Genomic DNA, 21,436 nt, shown 5'->3' on the forward strand with positions numbered 1-21,436 from the left:
ATCTACAATCCCAAAACCAACTGACGCTCTAACTGCGGATCCAACAGTGTGACGTGCAGCCCCACCAGCCTTACTCCGCGCCCTGCCCGCCGTTCTTCCCATGCTTTTTTTGCCGTCGCGATAAGATCGTCTCTGTTCAGACGCGGCCAGACGTGCTCCTGCGTAGTCTGCTGGAAGTCGTTAAACTTGAGCTTCACGCCCTGCCGGGCGATGAGCAGATCGGGCTTAACCTTCGCTAAGCGCCTTTCCAGCTCAGGATAAAGCTGTTCAGTGATGATGAATTCACATTCGGACCAGTCGTGAATATCTTCCATCAGCGTGCGTTCAACACCAACCGATTTACGCAACCGCTCGCTGCTTACGCTGCGTTCATCAATGCCCTGACTGCGTTCCCACAGCACGCGACCAAACTTTCCGAAACGCTTGAGTAGCATAGCCAGATCGCTTCGCTGCACATCTTCGCAGGTGCGTAATCCCATACTTTCCAGCTTCGCGGCGGAGACTTTGCCTACGCCGGGGATTTTGCCAAGCGGAAGCGTTTTCAAAAACGCAGGCACCTCTTCGGGGGTAATGACGTACTGACCGTTGGGTTTATTTAAATCGGAGGCGATTTTAGCGAGAAATTTTACCGGCGCGACCCCTGCCGATGCGGTGAGATTCAGCTCGCTGGAAATAGTCTGGCGGATCTCCTGCGCCATCAGGGTGGCGGAGCCGTGACAGTGAAGGCTGTCGGTGACGTCTAGATAGGCTTCGTCCAGGGATAGCGGCTCAATCAGTGAGGTATAGCGTGAGAAGATTTCCCGTATATGGTTCGACGCTTCTTTATAGGCTTCAAAGCGCCCAGGCAAAAGGGTGAGGTGCGGGCAGAGTTTTAACGCCATCGCCGTCGGCATGGCGCTGCGCACGCCAAATTTGCGCGCAGGGTAGTTGGCGGTGCTGATCACCCCACGCTGTACGCGGCTGCCGCCAATGGCGATGGGGATATCCCGCAGCGCCGGGTTGTCACGCATCTCCACTGCGGCAAAAAAGCAGTCCATATCGACATGGATTATTTTGCGCATAGTAAGCCCTCACTCATAACTGGATAAGTATACAGTAAACAAATGAGGGTTGAGAAGTGTACGTGGGAATTGTCGGGTGGCGGCTTCGCCTTACCCGACTAACAAGACTAAATAATGCGCTGCTGTTCGCGGGCCATTCTTTTTTTCCGCGCATCGCACGGTTCCGGGCAGTCGCAGACCTTTTCCATTCCGAGAGAAGAGATCCCGCCGCAGCTGCCCTGAATGCTTTTACGCTTGATGATCCAGCCTAATGACATGCCGAATACCACCAGCACAAACACCGCAAAGGTCGCCAGAAAGGTCAACATGATCAGCCTCCGAAATCATCAAGGAGGATGTTCTCATCTTCCACGCCGAGATCTTTCAGCATCTTGATCACAGCGGCATTCATCATTGGCGGACCACACATGTAGAACTCGCAGTCTTCTGGTGCCGGGTGCTGTTTGAGGTAATTTTCATAGAGCACGTTGTGGATGAAGCCCGTATAGCCTGTCCAGTTATCTTCCGGCTGCGGGTCGGAAAGCGCCACGTGGAAGGTAAAGTTAGGGTTCTCACGCGCCAGCTGTTCGAACTCATCGTCATAGAACATTTCGCGCAGGGAACGCGCCCCATACCAGAAGCTGATCTTACGCGTGCTCCCAAGACGCTTGAGCTGGTCAAAGATGTGTGAGCGCATCGGCGCCATACCCGCGCCCCCGCCGATAAAGACCATTTCTGCGTCGGTATCTTTGGCAAAGAACTCCCCGAACGGACCGGAGATGGTGACTTTGTCGCCAGGCTTGAGGGACCAAATGTACGACGACATCACGCCCGGCGGGGCATGTGGCACGTTTGGCGGCGGAGTGGCGATACGCACGTTGAGCATAATGATGCCCTTCTCTTCCGGGTAGTTAGCCATGGAATAGGCGCGAAGCGCGGGCTCTTTGACCTCGGAAACAAAGCGGAAGAGATTAAATTTATCCCAGTCGGCACGGTACTCTTCAGGCACCTCGAAGTCGGCATACGCCACGGTGTGTGCCGGACAATCAATCTGGATATAGCCACCCGCACGGAACGGGACGCTCTCCCCTTCAGGCACGCGCAGCTTAAGCTCTTTAATGAAGGTGGCTTTGTTATCGTTAGAGATAACCTCGCACTCCCATTTTTTCACGCCGAAGATCTCTTCCGGCAGCTCAATCTTCATGTTCTGACGCACCGCGACCTGGCATGCCAGACGACAACCCTCTTTCGCTTCACGTTTCGTAATATGCGACAGTTCTGTGGGCAGAATATCACCGCCCCCCTCTTTCACCGTCACACGGCACTGCCCGCATGAGCCGCCGCCACCGCAGGCTGACGAGACAAAGATCCCGTTGCCGGAGAGCGTATTAAGCAGTTTATCCCCTGCCGGGGTACGGATCTGATTCTGGGGATCGTCATTGATATCAATGACCACATCACCGGAATTGACCAGCTTCGCGCGCGCCGCCAGAATCAGCCCTGAGAGCACCAGTACTATCAGCGTGAACATCACCACGCCAAGAATAATTTCCATCTTTTAGCCCTTATAGCTGCACACCGGAGAAGGACATAAAGCCCAACGCCATCAGGCCGGTGGTGATAAAGGTGATCCCTAAGCCACGCAGCCCGGCAGGGACGTTGGCATATTTCATTTTTTCGCGGATCCCCGCCATGGTAACAATCGCCAGCATCCAGCCGATACCGGATCCAAAGCCATACACCACGGATTCACTGAAGTTGTAATCACGCTGAACCATGAATGAGACGCCACCAAAGATGGCACAGTTTACGGCGATGAGCGGCAGGAAGATCCCCAGCGCGTTGTACAGCGACGGGAAATACTTATCGAGGATCATCTCCAGGATTTGCACCAGCGCCGCAATTACCCCGATAAAGGTGATGAAGTTCAGGAAGCTGAGATCAATCCCCTCCACCAGCGCACTGTCCCGCAGCACAAAGTTGAACACCAGGTTGTTAATCGGAACGGAAAGCCCCAACACCACGGTGACCGCCACGCCCAGACCAAATGCCGTCGAGACCTTTTTGGAAACGGCAAGGAACGTACACATGCCCAGGAAGAAGGCGAGCGCCATGTTTTCAACAAACACCGCGCGCACAAATAAACTCAGGTAATGAGCCATTGTCGGTTACTCCTTTTCCTGCTGTTCGGGCTTCAACGTACGAATCAGCCAGATCAGCAAACCGATAATGAAAAATGCGCTTGGGGCCAGCAGGAACAGTCCGTTTGGCAGATACCAGCCGCCGTTCTGTACCGTGTCCAGCACCGTGATGCCAAACAGCTTGCCGCTGCCAATAAGCTCGCGCAGGAAACCGACCGTCAGCAGGATCACGCCGTAGCCCAGACCGTTGCCGATCCCATCCATAAAGCTCGCCAGCGGCGGCATTTTCATGGCGTAGGCTTCAGCGCGTCCCATCACGATACAGTTGGTGATAATCAGGCCGACAAACACCGAAAGCTGCTTCGAGGTTTCATAAGCAAACGCGCGCAGCAGCTGATCAACGACGATCACCAGCGAAGCGATGATCGCCATCTGGACGATGATCCTTACGCTGTTGGGTATGTGGTGGCGGATCATTGAGATAAACATGCTGGAGAACGCTGTCACCAGCGTAACTGCCAGCGTCATCACTACCGCCGTTTCCAGTTTGGTCGTCACCGCCAGGGCAGAGCAAACGCCCAGCACCTGCAGCGTTATCGGGTTATTGGCTAAAAGTGGTCCAGTCAGTACCTTTTTAACTTCTTTCAGTTCACCCGTATCAGCCATTGTTTAGCGCTCCTTCACGTACGTTTTTCAGGAAGGGACCAAAGCCCAGTTCACCCATCCAGAAATCAAAACTGTGCTGCACCCCGTTAGAGGTGAGCGTGGCCCCGGAAAGGCCGTCAACGGCGAAGTCATCACCGGGACGCGCGCCCCCTTTCACCACCTTAAGCGCAGGCTGACCGTTATCGTCGAGTACTTTTTTACCGACAAACTGCGCACGCCAGTTAGGGTTCTCAACTTCGCCACCCAGCCCCGGCGTTTCGCCCTGATCATAATAAGTAATGCCTTTGACCGTGCGGCCATCGGTGTCCAGCGCCACAAAGGCGTACATCATTGACCACAAGCCGTTACCATAGATGGGCAAAACCACTTCCTGCACGCGTTTTTGCTCGTCACGAACGAGATAAATCTCCGCAATATTGCTGCGGCGCTTAATCCCTGCCGGATCCTGAGAGGCATCAAGCGAAGTGCTCATCTGCGGATCTTTCAGCGCCAGCGCCTGGTTATATTTCGCCGGGTCTTTATCCATCAGTTCACCGGTTTTTAAATTCACCAGCCGTGCGGTAATGCGTTCAGCAAACACGGCTGAGACGTCGTCCTTCGTCATGCCTTCCTGCATCAGCCCGGCCACGGCCAGGATGTTACGCTGTTTATCCAGCGCCCGTTGCTCCTGCTGCAGCGGTTTTAACCCGACGGCAGAACCGGCGACGACAATGGAACAGACCAGGCAAAGCACCAGAACCACCAGCAATGTTTTGCTGATGCTGTCGTTATTTTTGACTTCAGCCACGCGCCTTCCTCCGCTTAATGTTGGCGCGCACGACCAGATAGTCGAACAGCGGCGCAAACAGATTGGCAAACAGAATGGCCAACATCATCCCTTCCGGATAGGCCGGGTTGACCACGCGAATCAATACACACATCACCCCAATGAGCGCGCCGTAACACCATTTACCTCTGTCGGTAAACGAGGCCGAGACGGGATCGGTGGCCATGAACATCATGCCAAACGCAAAACCGCCCAGCACAAGGTGCCAGTACCACGGCATAGAAAACATCGGGTTCGTGTTTGAACCAATGAGATTGAACAGGGTGGCAGTAAGCACCATCCCGAGCATCACGCCTGCGACGATGCGCCAGGAGGCCACGCGACCAAAGAGAATGATAGCCCCACCGAGCAAAATCATCAGGGTAGACACTTCCCCGATGGAGCCCGGGATGTTGCCAATAAACGCATCAAACCAGGTCACCGGCTGGCTGGTCGCATTATTGACCAGCGTTTCACCGCCGCCTGCCGCCCACTGGGAAAGGGGGGTCGCACCAGAGAAACCGTCCGCAGCCGTCCACACCAGGTCACCTGAGATCTGCGCCGGGTAGGCAAAGAACAGGAACGCACGCCCCGCCAGCGCCGGGTTCAGGAAGTTACGCCCGGTCCCGCCGAAGATCTCTTTGGCAATCACGACGCCAAAGCTTATCCCCAACGCCGCCTGCCAGAGTGGCAGCGTAGGTGGCACAATCAGCGCAAACAGGATAGAGGTAACAAAGAAGCCCTCGTTAATCTCGTGTTTGCGGATGATGGCGAACAGCACTTCCCAGAAACCGCCCACGATAAAGACAGTCATATAAATCGGCAGGAAGAATACCGCCCCCAGCGTCATCATGCTGAGCCAGCCCGCGTCCGCCGCGAAGCTCACGCCTAACGACTGTGCCAGGCGGTAGTGCCAGTCAGACTGAATGACCTGCGCCAGCTGCTGCGCATCATAGAGATGATGCAGCGCCGGAATGGTTTGCAGACCCACGTTGTACATACCCCAGAACATGGCCGGGAAGACCGCAAACCACACCAGGATCATCATGCGTTTCAGGTCGATGGCATCGCGAACGTGCGCCGCCCCTTTCGTCACCAGACCCGGCGTGTAGAAAATGGTCGTCGTCGCTTCGTACAGCGGGTAGTACTTCTTCAGTTTACCCTCGGTAAAATGCGGCTCTATTTTTTCAAAGAGGTGTTTTAAGCCCATCGTTATCCTTCCTGCTCAATGCGGGTTAACACCTCGCGCAATACGGGTCCATATTCGTATTTACCTGGACACACATAGGTACACAGCGCCAAATCTTCTTCATCCAGCTCGAGACAGCCCAGCGCCTGCGCGCCGTCGGTATCACCGGCAAGGAGATCGCGCAGCAGCACGGTGGGCAGAATGTCCAGCGGCATCACGCGTTCGTAGTTGCCAATCGGGACCATTGCGCGCTCACCGCCGTTCGTGCTGGTGGAGAAATTAAAGAGCTTATGACGCAGGAAGTGACCCAGCGTAGTGCGGGTCACGGAGTATTTCTCTGCACCCGGCAGCACCCAACCGAACAGCTCTTTCTCACGCCCTTCCTGCACAACGCTCACCTGAAGATGGAAACGGCCCAGATACGCATGCGCATCAACTGCACGGCGCCCACTGAGTACTGAACCGGAAATCAGGCGGTTTTCACCCTCTTTCGTTTCCCCGGAAAGCAGGTCATTAAGATCGGCTCCCAGAAGCGTTTTTACCAGGCGCGGGTTTGCAGCCTGCGGACCGCCGATAGCGATGACCCGTTCAGCGCAGAGAACGCCAGTGGTAAAGAGCTTACCAATGGCAATGACGTCCTGATAATTAAGATGCCAGACCTGTTTTTTCAGACTCACCGGCTCAAGGAAGTGAATATGGGTGCCGACCAGCCCAGCCGGATGTGGACCCGAAAATTCATTAAACGTGACCTGCCCCTGCGGATGGCCGCCAAGCTTGCCACCGCCGGCCTGGCAGACGTGAACTTTTCCGGGCGTCAGGCGCGTTAAAACCGTCAGCCCGGCATCGAAGGCTTTACGCTGCGCCAGAATAACGGGCTGCGGGTCTGCGCTGAGCGGGTTGGTGTCGATGGCCGTCACGAATATGGCAGCCGGGGCCGTATCAGGAGCGGGGGATTTGCTGAAAGGACGCGTGCGAAGTGCCGTCCACAAACCGGATGCCAGCAGTTGAGCCTGCACAGTTTCCCGGCTAAGCGACGCGAGTTCTGCGGCGTCGTAATGGGCAAACTCACGCTGTTCATCGCCTTCAATGCGGATCACCACCGACTGAAGGACACGGCGCTCGCCACGATTGATCGCCACAACGGTGCCGCTGGCGGGAGCAGTGAACAGCACGCCGGGATTTTTTTTATCCTCAAAGAGCGCCTGCCCTTTGATAACGCGATCGCCTTCCTGAACCAGCATCGAGGGACGCATTCCCAGATAATCGTCGCCTACGATGGCGACATGACGGACACTTGCACCGGGCGAAACGTGCTGCTCGGGCACGCCTGCAATCGGCAGATTAAGTCCTTTTTTTATTTTAAACATGTGGTTAGCAGGTTTCCATAAACAACAATCCAGTGGGCGCGAAGTGTACCATTTTCCCCTTCTCACGGGCAGGGGATCCGCCTGCGGGTGCGCCAAATTGCGAGCTAATACGCAAAGTTCCTGGAGCCAGCGTGATTTTGATGGTTTATAAAGTAAAACTAATTTGTAAACTCATCGCCCGACTCTTGCGAAAATCTATAGCGGTGCTAATGTGAGCGCTCCTAACAGAATAATCTGATTTCGGGTCTCTTTTGCCGCCCTGGCAAGTTGGTCTACGTTTTATCAAGGAACTTGTAGTATGCGTAAAATCGCATTGTTCATTGCGATGCTTCTGATTCCGTGCATGTCGTTTGCCGGGCTGCTCAGCAGCAACAGCTCCACGACGCCGATCAGCAAAGAATATAAACAGCAGTTAATGGGATCGCCGGTTTATATTCAAATCTTCAAGGAAGAACGCACGCTCGATCTATTTGTGAAAATGGGCGAGACATATCAGCTGCTTGATAGCTACAAAATTTGTAATTACTCCGGCGGGCTGGGGCCAAAACAGCGCCAGGGTGATTTTAAAAGTCCGGAAGGGTTTTATAACGTTCAGCGTAGCCAGCTCAAACCGGACAGCCGCTTCTATAAAGCCATTAACATCGGTTTCCCCAATGCCTATGACCGTGCTCACGGTTATGAAGGGAAATACCTGATGATCCACGGTGCCTGCGTGTCTATCGGCTGTTATGCGATGACCGATGCCGGCATTGATGAAATTTTCCAGTTCGTAACAGGCGCGCTGGTGTTCGGGCAGCCTAACGTTCAGGTCAGCATTTATCCGTTCCGTATGACGGATGCCAACATGGCCCGCCATAAGTACTCCTATTACGCCGATTTCTGGAAACAGCTGAAGCCGGGTTACGACTACTTTGAGCAGACCCACAAGCCGCCTGTGGTTTCTATCGTAGATGGCCGTTACGTGGTCAGCAAACCGCTGAGCCACGAAGTCGTCCATCCACAGCTGGCGTCAAATTACACGGTCCCCGAGACAAAATAGCACCCACTCGCCTGGCATGATCTTTTGCCAGGCTTCGTTGCCCGTCAGCGGCTGCGTCGCAATGACTGTGACCACATCGTTCGGTGTGGTCTCTTTCTGAAAGTCTATCTCCACATCCTGATCGAGCAGCTTTGCAACGCCAAACGGCGCACGGCGCGTGATCCAGAACAGGTTCGTCGAACAGAACGCCATGACATAGCGTCCGTCTGACAGCAGCATGTTAAACACGCCTTTTTCACGTAGCTCGGATGCCAGCGTCGCGATGTATTTAAACACGGCGGTCATGTTGCCGGGCGTACGAGGATAACGTTCCGTCAGCTTGTGCAGTAGCCAGCAGAAGGCTTTTTCGCTATCCGTTTCGCCGACCGGGCGGAAATTCCCCGTCTCCAGCGACTTATAGCCCGTCAGTTGCCCGTTGTGCGCGTAGGTCCAGTTTCGCCCCCACAGTTCACGGGTAAACGGATGGGTATTTTCCAGCGCCACTTCGCCGCGGTTAGCCTGACGGATGTGCGCAATCACCGAGCGGGACTTGATGGGATAGTCCTGCACCAGTTTGGCAATCGGTGAGTTATAGCTGGGCTGTGGATCTTTGAACGTGCGACACCCTTTGCCTTCGTAGAAGGTAATGCCCCAGCCGTCTTTATGCGGCCCGGTTCCTCCACCGCGCTGCACCAGCCCGGTGAAACTAAAGCAGATATCGGTTGGCACATTGGCGCTCATCCCGAGCAGTTCGCACATACATCACCTCCACAACAGCGGGGGCAACGCCCCAATGGCTATGCCCCCCGCGAAGTCTTACTTAGCCATCTCTTTTTCGATCAGCTGGATCAGGATATGGATCACTTTGATGTGAATTTCCTGAACGCGGTCAGCATAACCAAAGTGCGGAACGCGAATTTCGATATCCGCGGTACCGTCCATCTTACCGCCATCTTTACCGGTCAGGGTGATGACTTTCATCCCTTTTTCACGCGCGGCAGCGATCGCTTTGATCACGTTAGCGGAGTTACCGGAGGTCGAAATGCCCAGCAGCACGTCGCCTTCACGGCCTACCGCTTCAACGTAGCGGGAAAAGATGTGGTCGTAACCAAAGTCATTGCCTACGCAGGAGATGTGGCTGACGTCGGAAATCGCAATCGCCGGGTAGCCCGGACGGTTTTCGCGATAGCGTCCGGTCAGCTCTTCTGCAAAGTGCATGGCATCACAGTGGGAACCACCGTTACCGCAGGAGAGCACTTTGCCGCCCGCTTTAAAGCTGTCGGCCAGCAGGACCGCCGCGCGCTGAATAGCGTGAATGTTGGCATCATCTTTCAGAAAGTTGGCCAGCGTTTCCGCCGCTTCGTTCAGTTCGTTACGAATAAGATCCTGGTACATGAGGATAATCCTTCAGTATTGATGAAATAACACAGTGGAGTGTACCGGATAGCGGGAAAAGCGAGAAGCTAAAGCCATGCGAATCCTCCGGCGTTTTGCTTTTTCGTGCCGGCGAAAACACGAACAATGTGAGCCCGGTTGTAATTATTTTGTAAACACATTGCTAAAGGAAATAACATCAACTACAACCATATCATCACAAGTGGTCAGACCTCCTACAAGCAAGGGAGCTTTTCTTTATGATGATTTTGAGCATTCTCGCAACTGTTGTACTGCTCGGTGTGTTGTTCTATCACCGCGTCAGTTTATTCCTGAGTAGTGTGATTCTGCTGGCCTGGACGGCTGCACTTGGCGTCGCTGGTCTGTGGAATATCTGGCTTTTAGTTCCGCTGGCCATCATTCTTCTGCCGTTTAACTTTACCCCGATGCGTAAGTCGATGATCTCCGCGCCGGTGTTCAAAGGCTTCCGCAAAGTGATGCCGCCAATGTCGCGGACTGAGAAAGAAGCGATTGATGCCGGTACCACCTGGTGGGAAGGCGACCTGTTCCAGGGCAACCCGGACTGGAAAAAGCTGCATAACTATCCGCAGCCGCGTCTGACCGCTGAAGAGCAGGCCTTTATTGACGGCCCGGTGGAAGAGGCGTGCCGCATGGCAAACGACTTTGCCATCACCCATGAAATGGCCGATCTGCCGCCAGAGCTGTGGGCGTATCTGAAAGAACATCGCTTCTTCGCGATGATCATCAAGAAAGAGTATGGCGGTCTGGAATTCTCCGCTTACGCTCAGGCTCGCGTCCTGCAAAAGCTGGCGGGCGTCTCCGGGATCCTGGCGATTACCGTTGGCGTGCCTAACTCCTTAGGCCCGGGTGAACTGCTGCAGCATTACGGTACCGAAGAGCAGAAAGATCACTACCTGCCGCGTCTTGCACGTGGTCAGGAAATCCCTTGCTTCGCGCTGACCAGCCCGGAAGCGGGTTCCGATGCAGGCGCGATCCCGGATACCGGCGTAGTCTGCATGGGCGAGTGGCAGGGCGAGCAGGTGCTGGGCATGCGCCTGACCTGGAACAAGCGTTATATCACCCTGGCGCCAATCGCCACCGTGCTGGGTCTGGCCTTTAAGCTCTCTGACCCGGAAAAACTACTGGGCGGCGAAGAAGATCTGGGCATTACCTGTGCGCTGATCCCAACCTCTACCCCAGGCGTTGAAATTGGTCGCCGTCACTTCCCGCTGAACGTGCCGTTCCAGAACGGTCCAACCCGCGGTCAGGACATCTTTGTGCCGATTGATTACATCATCGGTGGTCCGAAAATGGCCGGTCAGGGCTGGCGTATGCTGGTGGAATGTCTGTCGGTTGGCCGCGGCATTACCCTGCCGTCGAACTCTACCGGTGGCCTGAAATCTGTGGCGATGGGGATTGGTGCATACGCCCACATCCGCCGTCAGTTCAAAATATCCATCGGCAAGATGGAAGGTATCGAAGAGCCGCTGGCGCGTATTGCGGGTAATGCCTACGTGATGGATGCCGCCGCATCTTTGATTACCTACGGCATCATGCTGGGCGAAAAACCGGCCGTGCTGTCCGCGATTGTGAAATACCACTGTACCCACCGCGCGCAGCAGTCGATCATTGACGCGATGGATATCGCAGGCGGTAAAGGCATTATGCTCGGCGAAGGCAACTTCCTGGCGCGCGGCTATCAGGGCGCACCGATTGCCATCACCGTGGAAGGGGCAAACATCCTGACCCGCAGCATGATGATCTTCGGTCAGGGGGCGATTCGCTGCCATCCGTACGTGCTGGAAGAGATGGCCGCTGCGCAAAATAATGACGTGGATGCCTTCGATAAGCTGCTGTTCAAACATATCGGTCATGTGGGTAGCAACAAGGTGCGCAGCTTCTGGCTCGGCCTGACGCACGGTCTTACCAGCGCGACGCCAACCGGTGATGCGACCAAACGCTATTACCAGCATCTGAACCGTCTGAGCGCCAACCTGGCTCTGCTGTCGGATGTTTCCATGGCCGTTCTCGGCGGTAGCCTGAAGCGTCGCGAGCGGATCTCTGCCCGTCTGGGCGACGTGCTGAGCCAGATTTTCCTGGCGTCTGCGGTCCTGAAGCGTTACGACGACGAAGGGCGTCAGGAAGCGGATCTGCCGCTGGTACACTGGGGCGTTCAGGATGCGATGTATCAGGCAGAACAGGCGATTGACGATCTGCTGGCGAACTTCCCGAACCGCTTTGTTGCGGGCGCCCTGCGCGTGGTGATCTTCCCGACCGGTCGTCACCACCTGGCACCGTCCGACAAGCTGGACCACAAAGTGGCGAAAATCCTGCAGGTCCCGAGCGCGACACGCTCCCGTATCGGCCGTGGTCAGTACCTGGCCCCTACGCCACATAACCCGGTGGGTCTGCTGGAAGAGGCGCTGCTTGATGTAATGGCCGCCGACCCAATTCATCAGAAGATCTGCAAACAACTGGGCAAAAACCTGCCGTTCACCCGTCTGGATGAACTGGCGAAACAGGCGCTGTCAGGTGGCATTATCGATAATGCTGAAGCAGCAATTCTGGTAAAAGCCGAAGAGAGCCGTCTGCGCAGTATTAACGTCGATGATTTCGAACCGGACGAGCTGGCAACACAGCCGGTAAAGCTGCCAGAGAAGCACCGTAAACCTGAAGCGGCATAACCCGTTTCGTTCTGACAAACCCCGCCGCGCGCGGGGTTTTTTATTGCCACATTTTCTCGTAATGACGTGCTACAGTGTCAAAAAGGGGTCGTTTGAGGAGTCTGTATCGTGCCGGGTTTGAAGATTTCGATTTTGCAGCAACCTTTAGTGTGGATGGATGGCCCTGCCAACCTGCGCCACTTTGATCGTCAACTGGAAGAGATTACCGGACGAGATGTGATTGTCCTGCCGGAGATGTTCACCACCGGCTTCGCCATGGAAGCAGCTAAGCAATCAATGCCTCAGGATGACGTGGTCGCCTGGATGCATACCAAAGCGCAGCAAACAAACGCGCTGATCGCGGGTAGTGCCGCCCTGCAAACCGAGCGCGGGCCAGTGAACCGTTTTCTGCTGGTTGAGCCGGAAGGGAAAGTGCATTTTTACGATAAACGCCACCTGTTCCGCATGGCGGATGAGCATCATCACTATGAAGCGGGTAATGAGCGCGTGGTATTCGAGTGGCGCGGCTGGCGCATTCTGCCGCTGGTCTGCTACGACCTGCGCTTCCCGGTGTGGTCGCGCAACCGCAACGATTATGACCTGGCGCTGTATGTCGCCAACTGGCCAGCACCGCGTTCGCTGCACTGGCAGTCGCTGCTGGTGGCGCGCGCCATTGAGAACCAGGCGTATGTGGTGGGCTGTAACCGTGTGGGGACGGATGGCAACGGGCATCACTACCGCGGCGACAGCCGGGTGGTAAATCCGCAGGGCGAGATTATTGCGACTGCCGAGCCGCATCAGGCAACGCGAATTGATGCGGAGCTATCGTTGACCGCGCTGAAGGAGTATCGGGAGAAGTTTCCGGCCTGGCAGGATGCGGATCCGTTTAGCATCGGGTAAAAAAAGCCGGGTGGCGGCTACGCTTTACCCGGCCTACAAATGTTGCTCGAGCGTTTAACTCACCAACGCCTGTCCGTCTTTACGGCTCTCCGTTGCAGCCACGTAATGCCCTTCCGGAAGGCGATAAATCACCTGCGCACCGCCGAAGTTATAATCCTGCAGCGGATCTTCCACCACGATCTGGTGTCCGCGTTCGCGCAGCGCAGCGATAGTATTGCGATCGAACGTTGATTCGACGATCACTTCCCTGCCCTGCACCACGCGCCAGCGCGGAGCGTCAATCGCCGCCTGCGGGTTTTGCCCGTGCAGCATAATGCGCAGCGCCATCTGCATGTGTCCTTGCGCCTGCATCGGGCCGCCCATCACGCCGAAGGACATCAACGGCTTGCCGTTGCCGTCCATCGCAAAGCCCGGAATGATGGTGTGGAACGGACGCTTGCTGCCCGCCAGCGCGTTCGGATGATTAGGATCCAGCGAAAAACCACAGCCCCGGTTTTGCAGGCTAATCCCGGTGTCTGGCACCACGATCCCTGAACCAAACCCCATATAGTTGGACTGAATAAAGGAGACCATCATCCCGCTGGCATCCGCAGTGCTGATGTAGACCGTACCGCTCTGGGTGGGTGAACCGTAGACAAAATCAGAGGCGCTTTCGTGGTTGATCAGCGCCGCACGCGATTTCAGGTAATGATCGCTCAGCAGCTCTTTGGCCGCGAACGCCATATGATCTTCATCCGCCACGTAGCGGTCGAGATCCGCCAGCGCCAGCTTCATCGCTTCAATGGACAAATGCAGAGACTGCACGGAGTCCGGATGATGCTGCTCGATGCCGCACTGCTCCAGAATACCCAGCGCAATCAGCGTGGCGATCCCCTGGCCGTTTGGCGGCAGCTCCTGCACCGAACCACCCGCGAAGTCGCGTGACAGCAGGTCTACCCAGTCCACGCGGTGGCTGGCGAGATCTTCAGCCGTCAAATGCGCGCCGTGTTCTTTGGCGAAGGCGGCAATTTTCTGCGCCAGCTCGCCGCGGTAAAACGCGTCGCCGTTGGTTTTCGCTATCAGTTCCAGCGAATTCGCCTGCGCCGGATTACGGAAGATCTCCCCCACTCGCGGCGCGCGGCCTTCCGGCGCGAAGCAGGCGCTGAAGCCAGGCTGATCTTTCAGCTTGTTGTAGCCGCGCTGCCAGAGATGGCCAATCAGCGGCGAAACCGGGAAACCGTTTCGCGCATAGTCAATGGCTGGCTGCGCCAGCGTTGTCAGAGGCAGCGTGCCGAAACGCTCTGCCAGTGCAACCCAGCCGGATACCGCACCGGGCACGGTCACGGCGTCCCAGCCGATTTCGGGTACCGCCGTTTTTCCGGCAAAGAGATCCGCATGCCAGCTGGCCGGTGAGCGCCCCGACGCGTTCAGACCGTGAAGTTTTTCACCGTCCCAGACGATGGCAAAGGCATCACTGCCGATCCCGTTACCGGTCGGCTCGACTACCGTCAGCGCCATCGCGGTGGCAATCGCCGCATCAACAGCATTACCGCCCAGCTGCAGCATTTTCATTCCTGCCTGCGCCGCCAGCGGTTGCGAAGTGGCAACGGCGTTATGGCCCATCATCGGAGGGCGTCGTGATTCGTAACCGGACGTAAAATCAAGCGCTTTAGTCATCATGACTCCTTAGTCGTGGCGCGGATCGAGCGCATCGCGCAGCCCGTCGCCAAGTAAATTAAAGCCCTGCACGGCAAGGAAAATTGCCACGCCGGGGAAAACGGACATCCACGGCGCCTGCTCAAGAAAACCTTTCGCGGTGTTGAGCATTGACCCCCAGGACGGATTGGGCGGCTGCTGCCCCAACCCTAAAAACGACAGGCTGGCTTCGGCGATAATCGCCGAGGCAATCGCCAGCGTGGCCTGCACCAGGATCGGTGACATCACGTTGGGCAGCACGTATTTGATGATGATCCAGCGATCCGGCAGGCCAATCGCCCGCGCGCCGTCGATGTACTCTTCGTTGCGGATGGCGATCACCTGCCCACGCGTCAGACGGGCGAAGATCGGCATCGCGGAAAGGCCAATGGCGATCATCGCGTTGGTCAGGCTTGGGCCTAAAAATGCCCCCAGCGCGATCGCCATGATCAGAAACGGGCAGGCCAGCAGCGCTTCAATGAAGCGCGAGATCACCCCATCCCACATCTTCTGGAAATACCCCGCTACCAGCCCCAGCGGCACGCCGATCGCTACCGCGATAACGACCGACATACAGCCCGCCATCAGCGAGGTTCTCGCCCCCCAGATAATGCGGGATAAAATGTCGCGCCCCAGCTCGTCGGTGCCGAACCAGTACATTGCCGACGGCGCTTTACGCACCGCGAGGAAGTTGGCTTTGACCGGGTCGAACGGGGCAATCCACGGCGCCAGTAGCGCCACCAGCACAAAGAAGCCCACCACCACCGCGCCAATCACCGCACTTTTATTGGCGAGGAATTTCTTTAGCACCCGGTTTTGCGCGCGCGGCAGCGCGGGCACAGCGGTTTGCGTCGTCAGTTCCGCCATGGTTAACCTCGCATTTTCGGGTTGATAAGAACGTAGAGCACGTCAGCCAGCAGGTTGAGCAGCAGGAAGCCGATCGCCACGATCAGCACCACGCCCTGCACCACCGCGTAGTCTCGGTTAAATACCGAATCGACGATCATCTTGCCGAAGCCGGGAATGGTGAAGACCTGCTCGGTCAGCACCGCACCGCCCAGAAGCTCACCAAACAGCAGCGTCGTAAGGGTGATCACCGGCACCAGCGCATTGCGAAACGCGTGCTTTAAGATCACCGCTTTCGGCAGTAATCCTTTCGCGCGCGCGGTGCGGATGTAATCCGCTTTCAGGACCGCAATCATCGATGCTCGGGTATGGCGCATCAGCGTCGCCGCCAGCCCTGTTCCGAGAACGGCTGCGGGCAGCAGCAGCGTGCGCAGGTTTTGCACCGGATCCTCACTGAACGGTACATAGCCGGACGCGGGAAGCCACTGCAGGTTCACTGAGAAGACCAGAATCAGCAGGATCCCCAGCCAGAAATGGGGGATCGAGATCCCCGAGATCGCCACAAAGTTCGCCCCGTGATCGACCCAACTGTTTTTGTTCACTGCCGCGAGGATCCCCATGCTAATGCCAAATACCAGCGCGATAATCATCGCCAGTAGCGACAGCTCCAGCGTCACCGGCAGCTTACTGGCAATCAGCTGCGTCACCGGTTCGTGCGTGCGTAAGGAGACCCCCAGGTCGCCCTGCAATGCGCGCGTTAACCAGTTGAAATACTGCACAGGAATGGGCGCATCCAGATTGAGCTCAGCACGCAGCTGGGCGATAACCGCCGGATCGCGCTCCTCCCCGGCCATGGCGATCAGCGGGTCGCCGGGCAGCAGTTTTTGCAGGCCAAACACCATCATGCTCACCAGCAGCAGGGTCGGGATGGCCAGCAGCAGACGTTTGCAAATCAGTTCCAGCATGGGTTCTCCTCAGGACGTTTATTTCGCCAGCGTCAAACCCGCCAGACGCACGATGCCGTCCGGGTAAGGCTTAAAGCCCTGCACGCGCTTGTTCAGACCAAAAATGCGCGGCTCGAAGTAGAGGTAGGCAATCGGCATGTCGGTTTGCAGCTGTTTCACCACCTTGTCATACAGCGGCTGGCGTGCGGCCTGGTCGGTGCTCTGGCGCGCCTGAGTCAGCCATTCGTCGACCTGCGCGTTGCTGTAGCGTCCGTCATTCAGAGTGCCTTTGCTATGGACAAAGCCGTAGATGCTGCCGTCCGGGTCCGGGCGGCCCGACCAGCCGGAGAAACTGAGCTGATAATCACCACTCTGCTGACGATCCAGCAGCGTCGCGAATTCGGTCATCTGCAGGTTGAGCGTGAAGCCGGCCTCGGCAACCATTGCCTGCAGAACCTGACCCACCTGCTGCGAGGTCGGGTTGTTCGGCACCAGCAGGTTGACGGTCAGCGGCGTGGTGACGCCTGCCGCTTTGAGCAGCGCTTTGGCTTTATCGACGTCACGGGGCGGAACCGGCAAATTGACGTGATACGGGCTCACCGTGGAAAACGCCTGGTTTGCCGGCGTGTATAGCCCTTCAAAGACCACCTGATTTAGCGCATCACGGTCGATGGCCTGCGAAAATGCCTCGCGTACGCGGGCATCTCTGAACGGATCGTTCGCCGGGACCTTGCCGTTGTTGATGTTGAAGGTAATGCCCTGGTAACCCAGACCCGTTACCTTCGCCAGCGCCAGCTTGCTGTCGGCTTCAACGGTTTTAACGTCGCTGGCCGCAATGCCTTCGGTCAGGTCGAGATCGCCTGCCCGCAGGTTCGCGAGGCGCACGGAGGCGTCCGGGATCGGCAGATAAATAATTTTGTCGAAGTGGTAGGCGTCTTTATTCCAGTAATTGTCGAAGCGAGTCAGAACAATGCGGTCCTGGGACACGCGGCTGTCAAACTTATAAGGACCGGAACAGACCGGATGGGCGGCAAAGTCAGGCTTTTTCGCCGCGTCGGGTGCCATCATCGCGCCCGCGCGGTCAGTCAGCTGCATCAGCAGCGCGGCGTCAGGGGTTTTCAGGTGCAGCGCAATCTGCATCGGACCGGTGACCTCTACCGATTCCACCGAGGAGATCTCGCTTTTGCGCAGGGAGCCTTTTAGGGTCAACGCACGGTCGAGGTTGTATTTCGCAGCAGCGGCGTCGAATTTCTCGCCGTCATGGAAGGTCACCCCCTCACGGAGATCCATGGTCAGCGTTTTGCCGTCATCGCTCCAGGCCCACGACTTCGCCAGACCTGGCACCACTTTCAGATGCTCGTCGACATCCACCAGCCTGTCGCACAGGGAAGCAAAGACAAAGCGGCCATAGTAGGTGCGCGCCAGATGCGGGTCGAGCATGTCCGGGTCAGCTCCCAGACCAATTCGCAGCACGCTTTCAGAATGGGCGGGCAGCGCCGCGCCAAGCAACATAACACTTCCCAGTACGGTCAAAAGAGAATTACGCATTGTCATTATCATGAGTTCCTTGAAGGAAGGGAGGAGTGAGTGGCCGCGTGTTCAAACAGCGCGCGGCGGCGCAGAAAAGCTGCGGATGGCGGTGCTATCTGAATAACACTGCGATCGCGATTGATGTCCTGCCAGCGGTGACAGGCGACCTGACGTCCACCGTCCAGCACCTGATTAATCGGCTCAACCTGACGGCATTCATCGGTAACATACGGGCAGCGGGTATGGAAACGGCAGCCGGACGGAGGGCTCGCCGGGTTCGGCAGATCCCCCTGCAGCAGCGGTGCGTCGCGTTCAATGCCCGGCTGCATCTGTGGTGCCGAGGCGATCAGTGCCTGGGTATAAGGGTGCAGCGGGGCGTCAAAGATCTCGTCGACGGTCGCAAGTTCAACGATTTGCCCGAGATACATGACCGCCACGCGGTCGCTCATATGGCGAATCACCGCCAGGCCGTGGGCGACGATCACCATCGTCAGCCCCAGCTGGTGCTTCAGGCTTTCCAGCAAATTGACGACCTGCGCCTGGACGGAAACATCCAGCGCAGAGACGGGTTCATCGCCAAGCAACAGTTTTGGTCCCGAGGCCAGCGCGCGCGCAATGCCGATACGCTGGCGCTGGCCGCCGGAAAACTCGTGCGGATAGCGCCCGGACCAGGCGGCAGGCAGGCCAACGGTTTTGAGGAGTTCGGCGACGCGATACTGTCGGTCGGCTTTCTTCATATTCTGGTGCAGCCACAGCGGCTCACCGACGATCTGCTCCACCGTCATGCGCGGGTTCAGCGAGGCAAACGGATCCTGGAAAATAATTTGCAGCTCACGCCGGAGCTGGTTCAGACGGGCGCCCGAGGCGTCGGTAATCTCCTCCCCCTGGTAAAACACTCGCCCTTCACTGGCGGCGAGCAGGCGCAGCAGCAGACGCCCAAGGGTGGATTTGCCGGAGCCAGACTCGCCGACAATTGCCAGCGTTTCACCCGGCATCACGGCAAGCGAAACGCGATCGACCGCCGTAACAAACCGGGCCGGTGAAAAGAGTTTTTTCGGACCTGGGAAGCGCTTGCTGAGGTCGCGGGCTTCAAGAATTGGCGTAGTCATGCGGTCTCTCCCAGGGCAATGTGGTGTTCGAGCGGCACGCGGAAGCAGGCGACCTGATGACCCGCGCCGAGCGTGTTGAGCGGCGGTTTTTCATCATGGCAGCGAGACTGCGCAAACGGGCAGCGCGTCGCAAAACGACAGCCTTTCGGCATGGATTCCGGGAGCGGGACCGACCCGGGAATGGTGGAGAGCTGGCCTTTACGTGCGCCCAGCGAAGGGATTGAGCCCATCAGGCCGATGGTGTACGGGTGCTGCGGGTCGGCAAAGATGGCCTCGACGCTCCCCTGCTCCACCACCTGCCCGGCATACATTACCGCCACCTGCTGGGCGACTTCGGCCACCACGCCTAAATCGTGGGTGATCATCAGGACCGCCGTGCCGGTTTCTTCTTTGAGGATGTTGAGCAAGGTGAGGATTTGCGCCTGGATGGTGACGTCGAGCGCGGTAGTCGGTTCATCGGCAATCAGTAATTTAGGATGGTTGATCAGCGCCATGGCAATCATCACACGCTGGCGCATACCGCCGGAAAGCTGATGCGGGTAAGCCTTGAGGCGCATCTCCGCCGCGGGGATCTGCACCTTCTCGAGGATCTGCAGCGCGACCTTCATCGCCTCTGTGCGGGAAACGCTCTGGTGACGCATGACCGCTTCACTGAGCTGATCGCCTAATGTGAAAGCGGGATTGAGCGAGGTCATTGGCTCCTGGAAAATCATCGCCAGCTCGCTGCCGCGCAAATCGGCATAGTCCCGCGGCGAGAGCTTTCGCAGATCGTGACGGCGAAACTGCATTTCTCCGCTGACAATCTGCGCGCTGGCGGGCAGTAATCCCATCAGCGCCAGTGAGGTGATACTTTTCCCGCAACCGGACTCTCCCACCAGCACCAGCGTCTCGCCTGCTTTGACCGTCAGGGAAATGCCGTCCAGTACGCTAACCGGCGAGCCGGAAAATTTAACGTTGAGATTATTCAGCCGAAGTACAGGCGTGGTGTCCTTAAACGGGATCGTCGTCATAGCGTGAAGTCGTCCTCAAGGTGGATCGCCTGAATCAGGGCGGTTTGCAGGCTAAGCAGGTGTTCGCGCATGGCGGCAGCTGCTTCATTAGGCTGGCGATGGATAATCGCAGACATGATCTTGTGATGGTGGTCGTTATAGCTGTCGACACGTTCGGGCGTGCGGGCTAATTCGCGCAGATGCTGCCAGCCCGGTTCGCGCCGCACGGCATCAATCGCGTCAAACAGGCCGAGCATCAGGCGGTTGCCCGCAGCCTCGGCAATAGCGCGGTGAAAGGCGCTATCCCACAGTTCGTTGAGATCGCGGTCATCCGGGCTGACCTTGTCGATGCGTTCCAGCATGCGCTGCATGAGCGCGAGGTTTTCCCTGGTGGCACGCAGTGCCGCAAGCCGGGCTAAGCCGGGTTCGAGCTGTAGACGAGCTTCCATAACTTCCAGCAGGTTGGTTTGCTGAACCAATCCCTGAAGCGCCAGCGGTTCAACAGGGGCAGCGGGACCAATAAAGGTGCCTTTACCCTGTTTACGCCAGATCCGTCCTTCCTCTTCCAGCACATCCAGCGCGCGACGCACTTCGCGTCGTCCTACGCCGAGAGTTTCCGACAGCTCACGTTCCGTGGGCAGCGGAGTGCCTGGTGTTGACTCATGCTGGTTGATAAGCCCGCGCAACTGCTCAAGCGCGGTACTGGAATTGGCCAGAAACCGTGACGGTTTTTCCATATTGGTTCGCTCGCTATCATCATTATTTTCTTTTTATTAACGATAAGTTATTGATATGGCATGAACCTTATCGTGCTAATGATTAAGCAATAACCGAACCAATTATTTATTGGTTCAAAAACTTTCACGATATCCACTGTAAGCGAATGATTTCATGAAAATTTTTTTTACAAAGCGACACAGTCTGATGAAGGCCAAAAAGTGGCTGGGCGAAAGAATGCACAAACACAGTGCAAATAACGCACTAATGCTGTGCAAATGTTAATTAATTGCACCACATAAATTAACATTTTGTTAATGAAAAGAAAGGCGGATAAAAGACACAGGCTGTTGAAACGACGAAGGCCTGAATCATTTCTGATTCAGGCCTTCTGAATAGTGGCGGAACGGACGGGACTCGAACCCGCGACCCCCTGCGTGACA

General features: G+C 56.8%; 20 protein-coding genes. 3 read left to right on the forward strand and 17 right to left on the reverse strand.

Annotation, left to right across the window (positions count from 1 at the left end; genetic code table 11):
* Positions 1-2: 2 nt before the first annotated feature.
* The 8 genes from dinB to L977_RS10430 form a co-directional block, all read right to left on the reverse strand.
* Positions 3-1,061 carry a DNA polymerase IV gene (gene dinB / locus L977_RS10395; RefSeq protein WP_023332160.1) on the reverse strand — a complete coding sequence of 353 codons (1,059 nt, stop codon included), beginning with the start codon at positions 1,059-1,061 and terminating at the stop codon, positions 3-5.
* A gap of 107 nt (positions 1,062-1,168) precedes the next feature.
* On the reverse strand, positions 1,169-1,369 hold the full coding sequence (gene nqrM, locus L977_RS10400) for a (Na+)-NQR maturation NqrM (protein WP_014882678.1): 201 nt from the start codon (positions 1,367-1,369) through the stop codon (positions 1,169-1,171).
* Between the two features lie 2 nt (positions 1,370-1,371).
* On the reverse strand, positions 1,372-2,595 hold the full coding sequence (nqrF, locus tag L977_RS10405; RefSeq protein ID WP_047343779.1) for an NADH:ubiquinone reductase (Na(+)-transporting) subunit F: 1,224 nt from the start codon (positions 2,593-2,595) through the stop codon (positions 1,372-1,374).
* A 10-nt stretch (positions 2,596-2,605) separates the two neighbouring features.
* A complete protein-coding gene (gene nqrE, locus L977_RS10410) occupies positions 2,606-3,202 on the reverse strand; it encodes an NADH:ubiquinone reductase (Na(+)-transporting) subunit E (protein WP_006810004.1) in 597 nt (198 codons plus the stop codon).
* Positions 3,203-3,208: 6 nt separating this feature from the next.
* Entirely contained in the window at positions 3,209-3,847 is a 639-nt protein-coding gene (locus L977_RS10415; RefSeq protein ID WP_045269693.1) for an NADH:ubiquinone reductase (Na(+)-transporting) subunit D, read from the reverse strand.
* Positions 3,840-4,634: a Na(+)-translocating NADH-quinone reductase subunit C gene (locus tag L977_RS10420; RefSeq protein WP_014882675.1), complete on the reverse strand. Its 795-nt coding sequence runs from the start codon at positions 4,632-4,634 to the stop codon at positions 3,840-3,842. The genes L977_RS10415 and L977_RS10420 overlap by 8 nt, the downstream gene beginning before the upstream one ends.
* Positions 4,627-5,862 (reverse strand): NADH:ubiquinone reductase (Na(+)-transporting) subunit B, encoded by a 1,236-nt coding sequence (locus tag L977_RS10425; RefSeq protein WP_047343778.1) that lies wholly within the window; start codon positions 5,860-5,862, stop codon positions 4,627-4,629. The genes L977_RS10420 and L977_RS10425 overlap by 8 nt, the downstream gene beginning before the upstream one ends.
* A 2-nt stretch (positions 5,863-5,864) precedes the next feature.
* Entirely contained in the window at positions 5,865-7,208 is a 1,344-nt protein-coding gene (locus tag L977_RS10430; RefSeq protein ID WP_023332159.1) for a Na(+)-translocating NADH-quinone reductase subunit A, read from the reverse strand.
* A gap of 298 nt (positions 7,209-7,506) precedes the next feature.
* On the opposite strand from L977_RS10430, the gene dpaA reads away from it, so the two are divergent.
* Positions 7,507-8,247: a peptidoglycan meso-diaminopimelic acid protein amidase gene (gene dpaA, locus L977_RS10435; protein WP_014882672.1), complete on the forward strand. Its 741-nt coding sequence runs from the start codon at positions 7,507-7,509 to the stop codon at positions 8,245-8,247.
* On the opposite strand, the gene L977_RS10440 is transcribed toward dpaA, so the two are convergent.
* Positions 8,218-8,985: a class II glutamine amidotransferase gene (locus L977_RS10440; RefSeq protein ID WP_014882671.1), complete on the reverse strand. Its 768-nt coding sequence runs from the start codon at positions 8,983-8,985 to the stop codon at positions 8,218-8,220. The genes dpaA and L977_RS10440 overlap by 30 nt on opposite strands.
* Before the next feature lie 57 nt (positions 8,986-9,042).
* Positions 9,043-9,621 (reverse strand): D-sedoheptulose 7-phosphate isomerase, encoded by a 579-nt coding sequence (gene lpcA, locus L977_RS10445; protein WP_032637420.1) that lies wholly within the window; start codon positions 9,619-9,621, stop codon positions 9,043-9,045.
* 239 nt (positions 9,622-9,860) lie between these two features.
* Here lpcA and fadE point away from each other — a divergent pair, with 239 nt between their 5' ends.
* Both fadE and L977_RS10455 read left to right on the forward strand, forming a co-directional pair.
* Positions 9,861-12,305: an acyl-CoA dehydrogenase FadE gene (gene fadE, locus L977_RS10450; RefSeq protein WP_047625706.1), complete on the forward strand. Its 2,445-nt coding sequence runs from the start codon at positions 9,861-9,863 to the stop codon at positions 12,303-12,305.
* 108 nt (positions 12,306-12,413) lie between these two features.
* Complete coding sequence (locus L977_RS10455; RefSeq protein ID WP_014882669.1) at positions 12,414-13,184, forward strand: amidohydrolase; 771 nt, start codon at positions 12,414-12,416, stop codon at positions 13,182-13,184.
* Between the two features lie 54 nt (positions 13,185-13,238).
* Here L977_RS10455 and L977_RS10460 read toward each other — a convergent pair whose 3' ends face one another.
* From L977_RS10460 to L977_RS10490, 7 genes are read right to left on the reverse strand one after another with little or no spacing between them, the layout of a single operon-like run.
* Positions 13,239-14,840 (reverse strand): gamma-glutamyltransferase family protein, encoded by a 1,602-nt coding sequence (locus L977_RS10460; protein WP_014882668.1) that lies wholly within the window; start codon positions 14,838-14,840, stop codon positions 13,239-13,241.
* A 9-nt stretch (positions 14,841-14,849) separates the two neighbouring features.
* Positions 14,850-15,725 (reverse strand): ABC transporter permease, encoded by an 876-nt coding sequence (locus L977_RS10465; RefSeq protein WP_032637422.1) that lies wholly within the window; start codon positions 15,723-15,725, stop codon positions 14,850-14,852.
* A gap of 2 nt (positions 15,726-15,727) precedes the next feature.
* Positions 15,728-16,669 carry an ABC transporter permease gene (locus tag L977_RS10470; protein WP_014882666.1) on the reverse strand — a complete coding sequence of 314 codons (942 nt, stop codon included), beginning with the start codon at positions 16,667-16,669 and terminating at the stop codon, positions 15,728-15,730.
* Positions 16,670-16,687: 18 nt separating this feature from the next.
* The gene (locus L977_RS10475; RefSeq protein WP_014882665.1) at positions 16,688-18,202 is read right to left on the reverse strand and encodes an ABC transporter substrate-binding protein; all 1,515 of its coding nucleotides are present in this window, start codon (positions 18,200-18,202) and stop codon (positions 16,688-16,690) included.
* Positions 18,203-18,204: 2 nt separating this feature from the next.
* Positions 18,205-19,287, reverse strand: coding sequence for an ABC transporter ATP-binding protein (locus L977_RS10480; RefSeq protein ID WP_023332156.1), 1,083 nt, complete (start codon positions 19,285-19,287; stop codon positions 18,205-18,207).
* Positions 19,284-20,297, reverse strand: coding sequence for an ABC transporter ATP-binding protein (locus L977_RS10485; protein WP_047625707.1), 1,014 nt, complete (start codon positions 20,295-20,297; stop codon positions 19,284-19,286). Before L977_RS10485 ends, L977_RS10480 begins: the two co-directional genes overlap by 4 nt.
* A complete protein-coding gene (locus L977_RS10490) occupies positions 20,294-21,013 on the reverse strand; it encodes a FadR/GntR family transcriptional regulator (RefSeq protein WP_014882662.1) in 720 nt (239 codons plus the stop codon). The genes L977_RS10485 and L977_RS10490 overlap by 4 nt, the downstream gene beginning before the upstream one ends.
* Positions 21,014-21,436 lie beyond the last annotated feature (423 nt).

The organism is Enterobacter sp. ZOR0014 (assembly GCF_000798855.1).
Classification (GTDB): Bacteria; Pseudomonadota; Gammaproteobacteria; order Enterobacterales; family Enterobacteriaceae; genus Enterobacter; species Enterobacter kobei.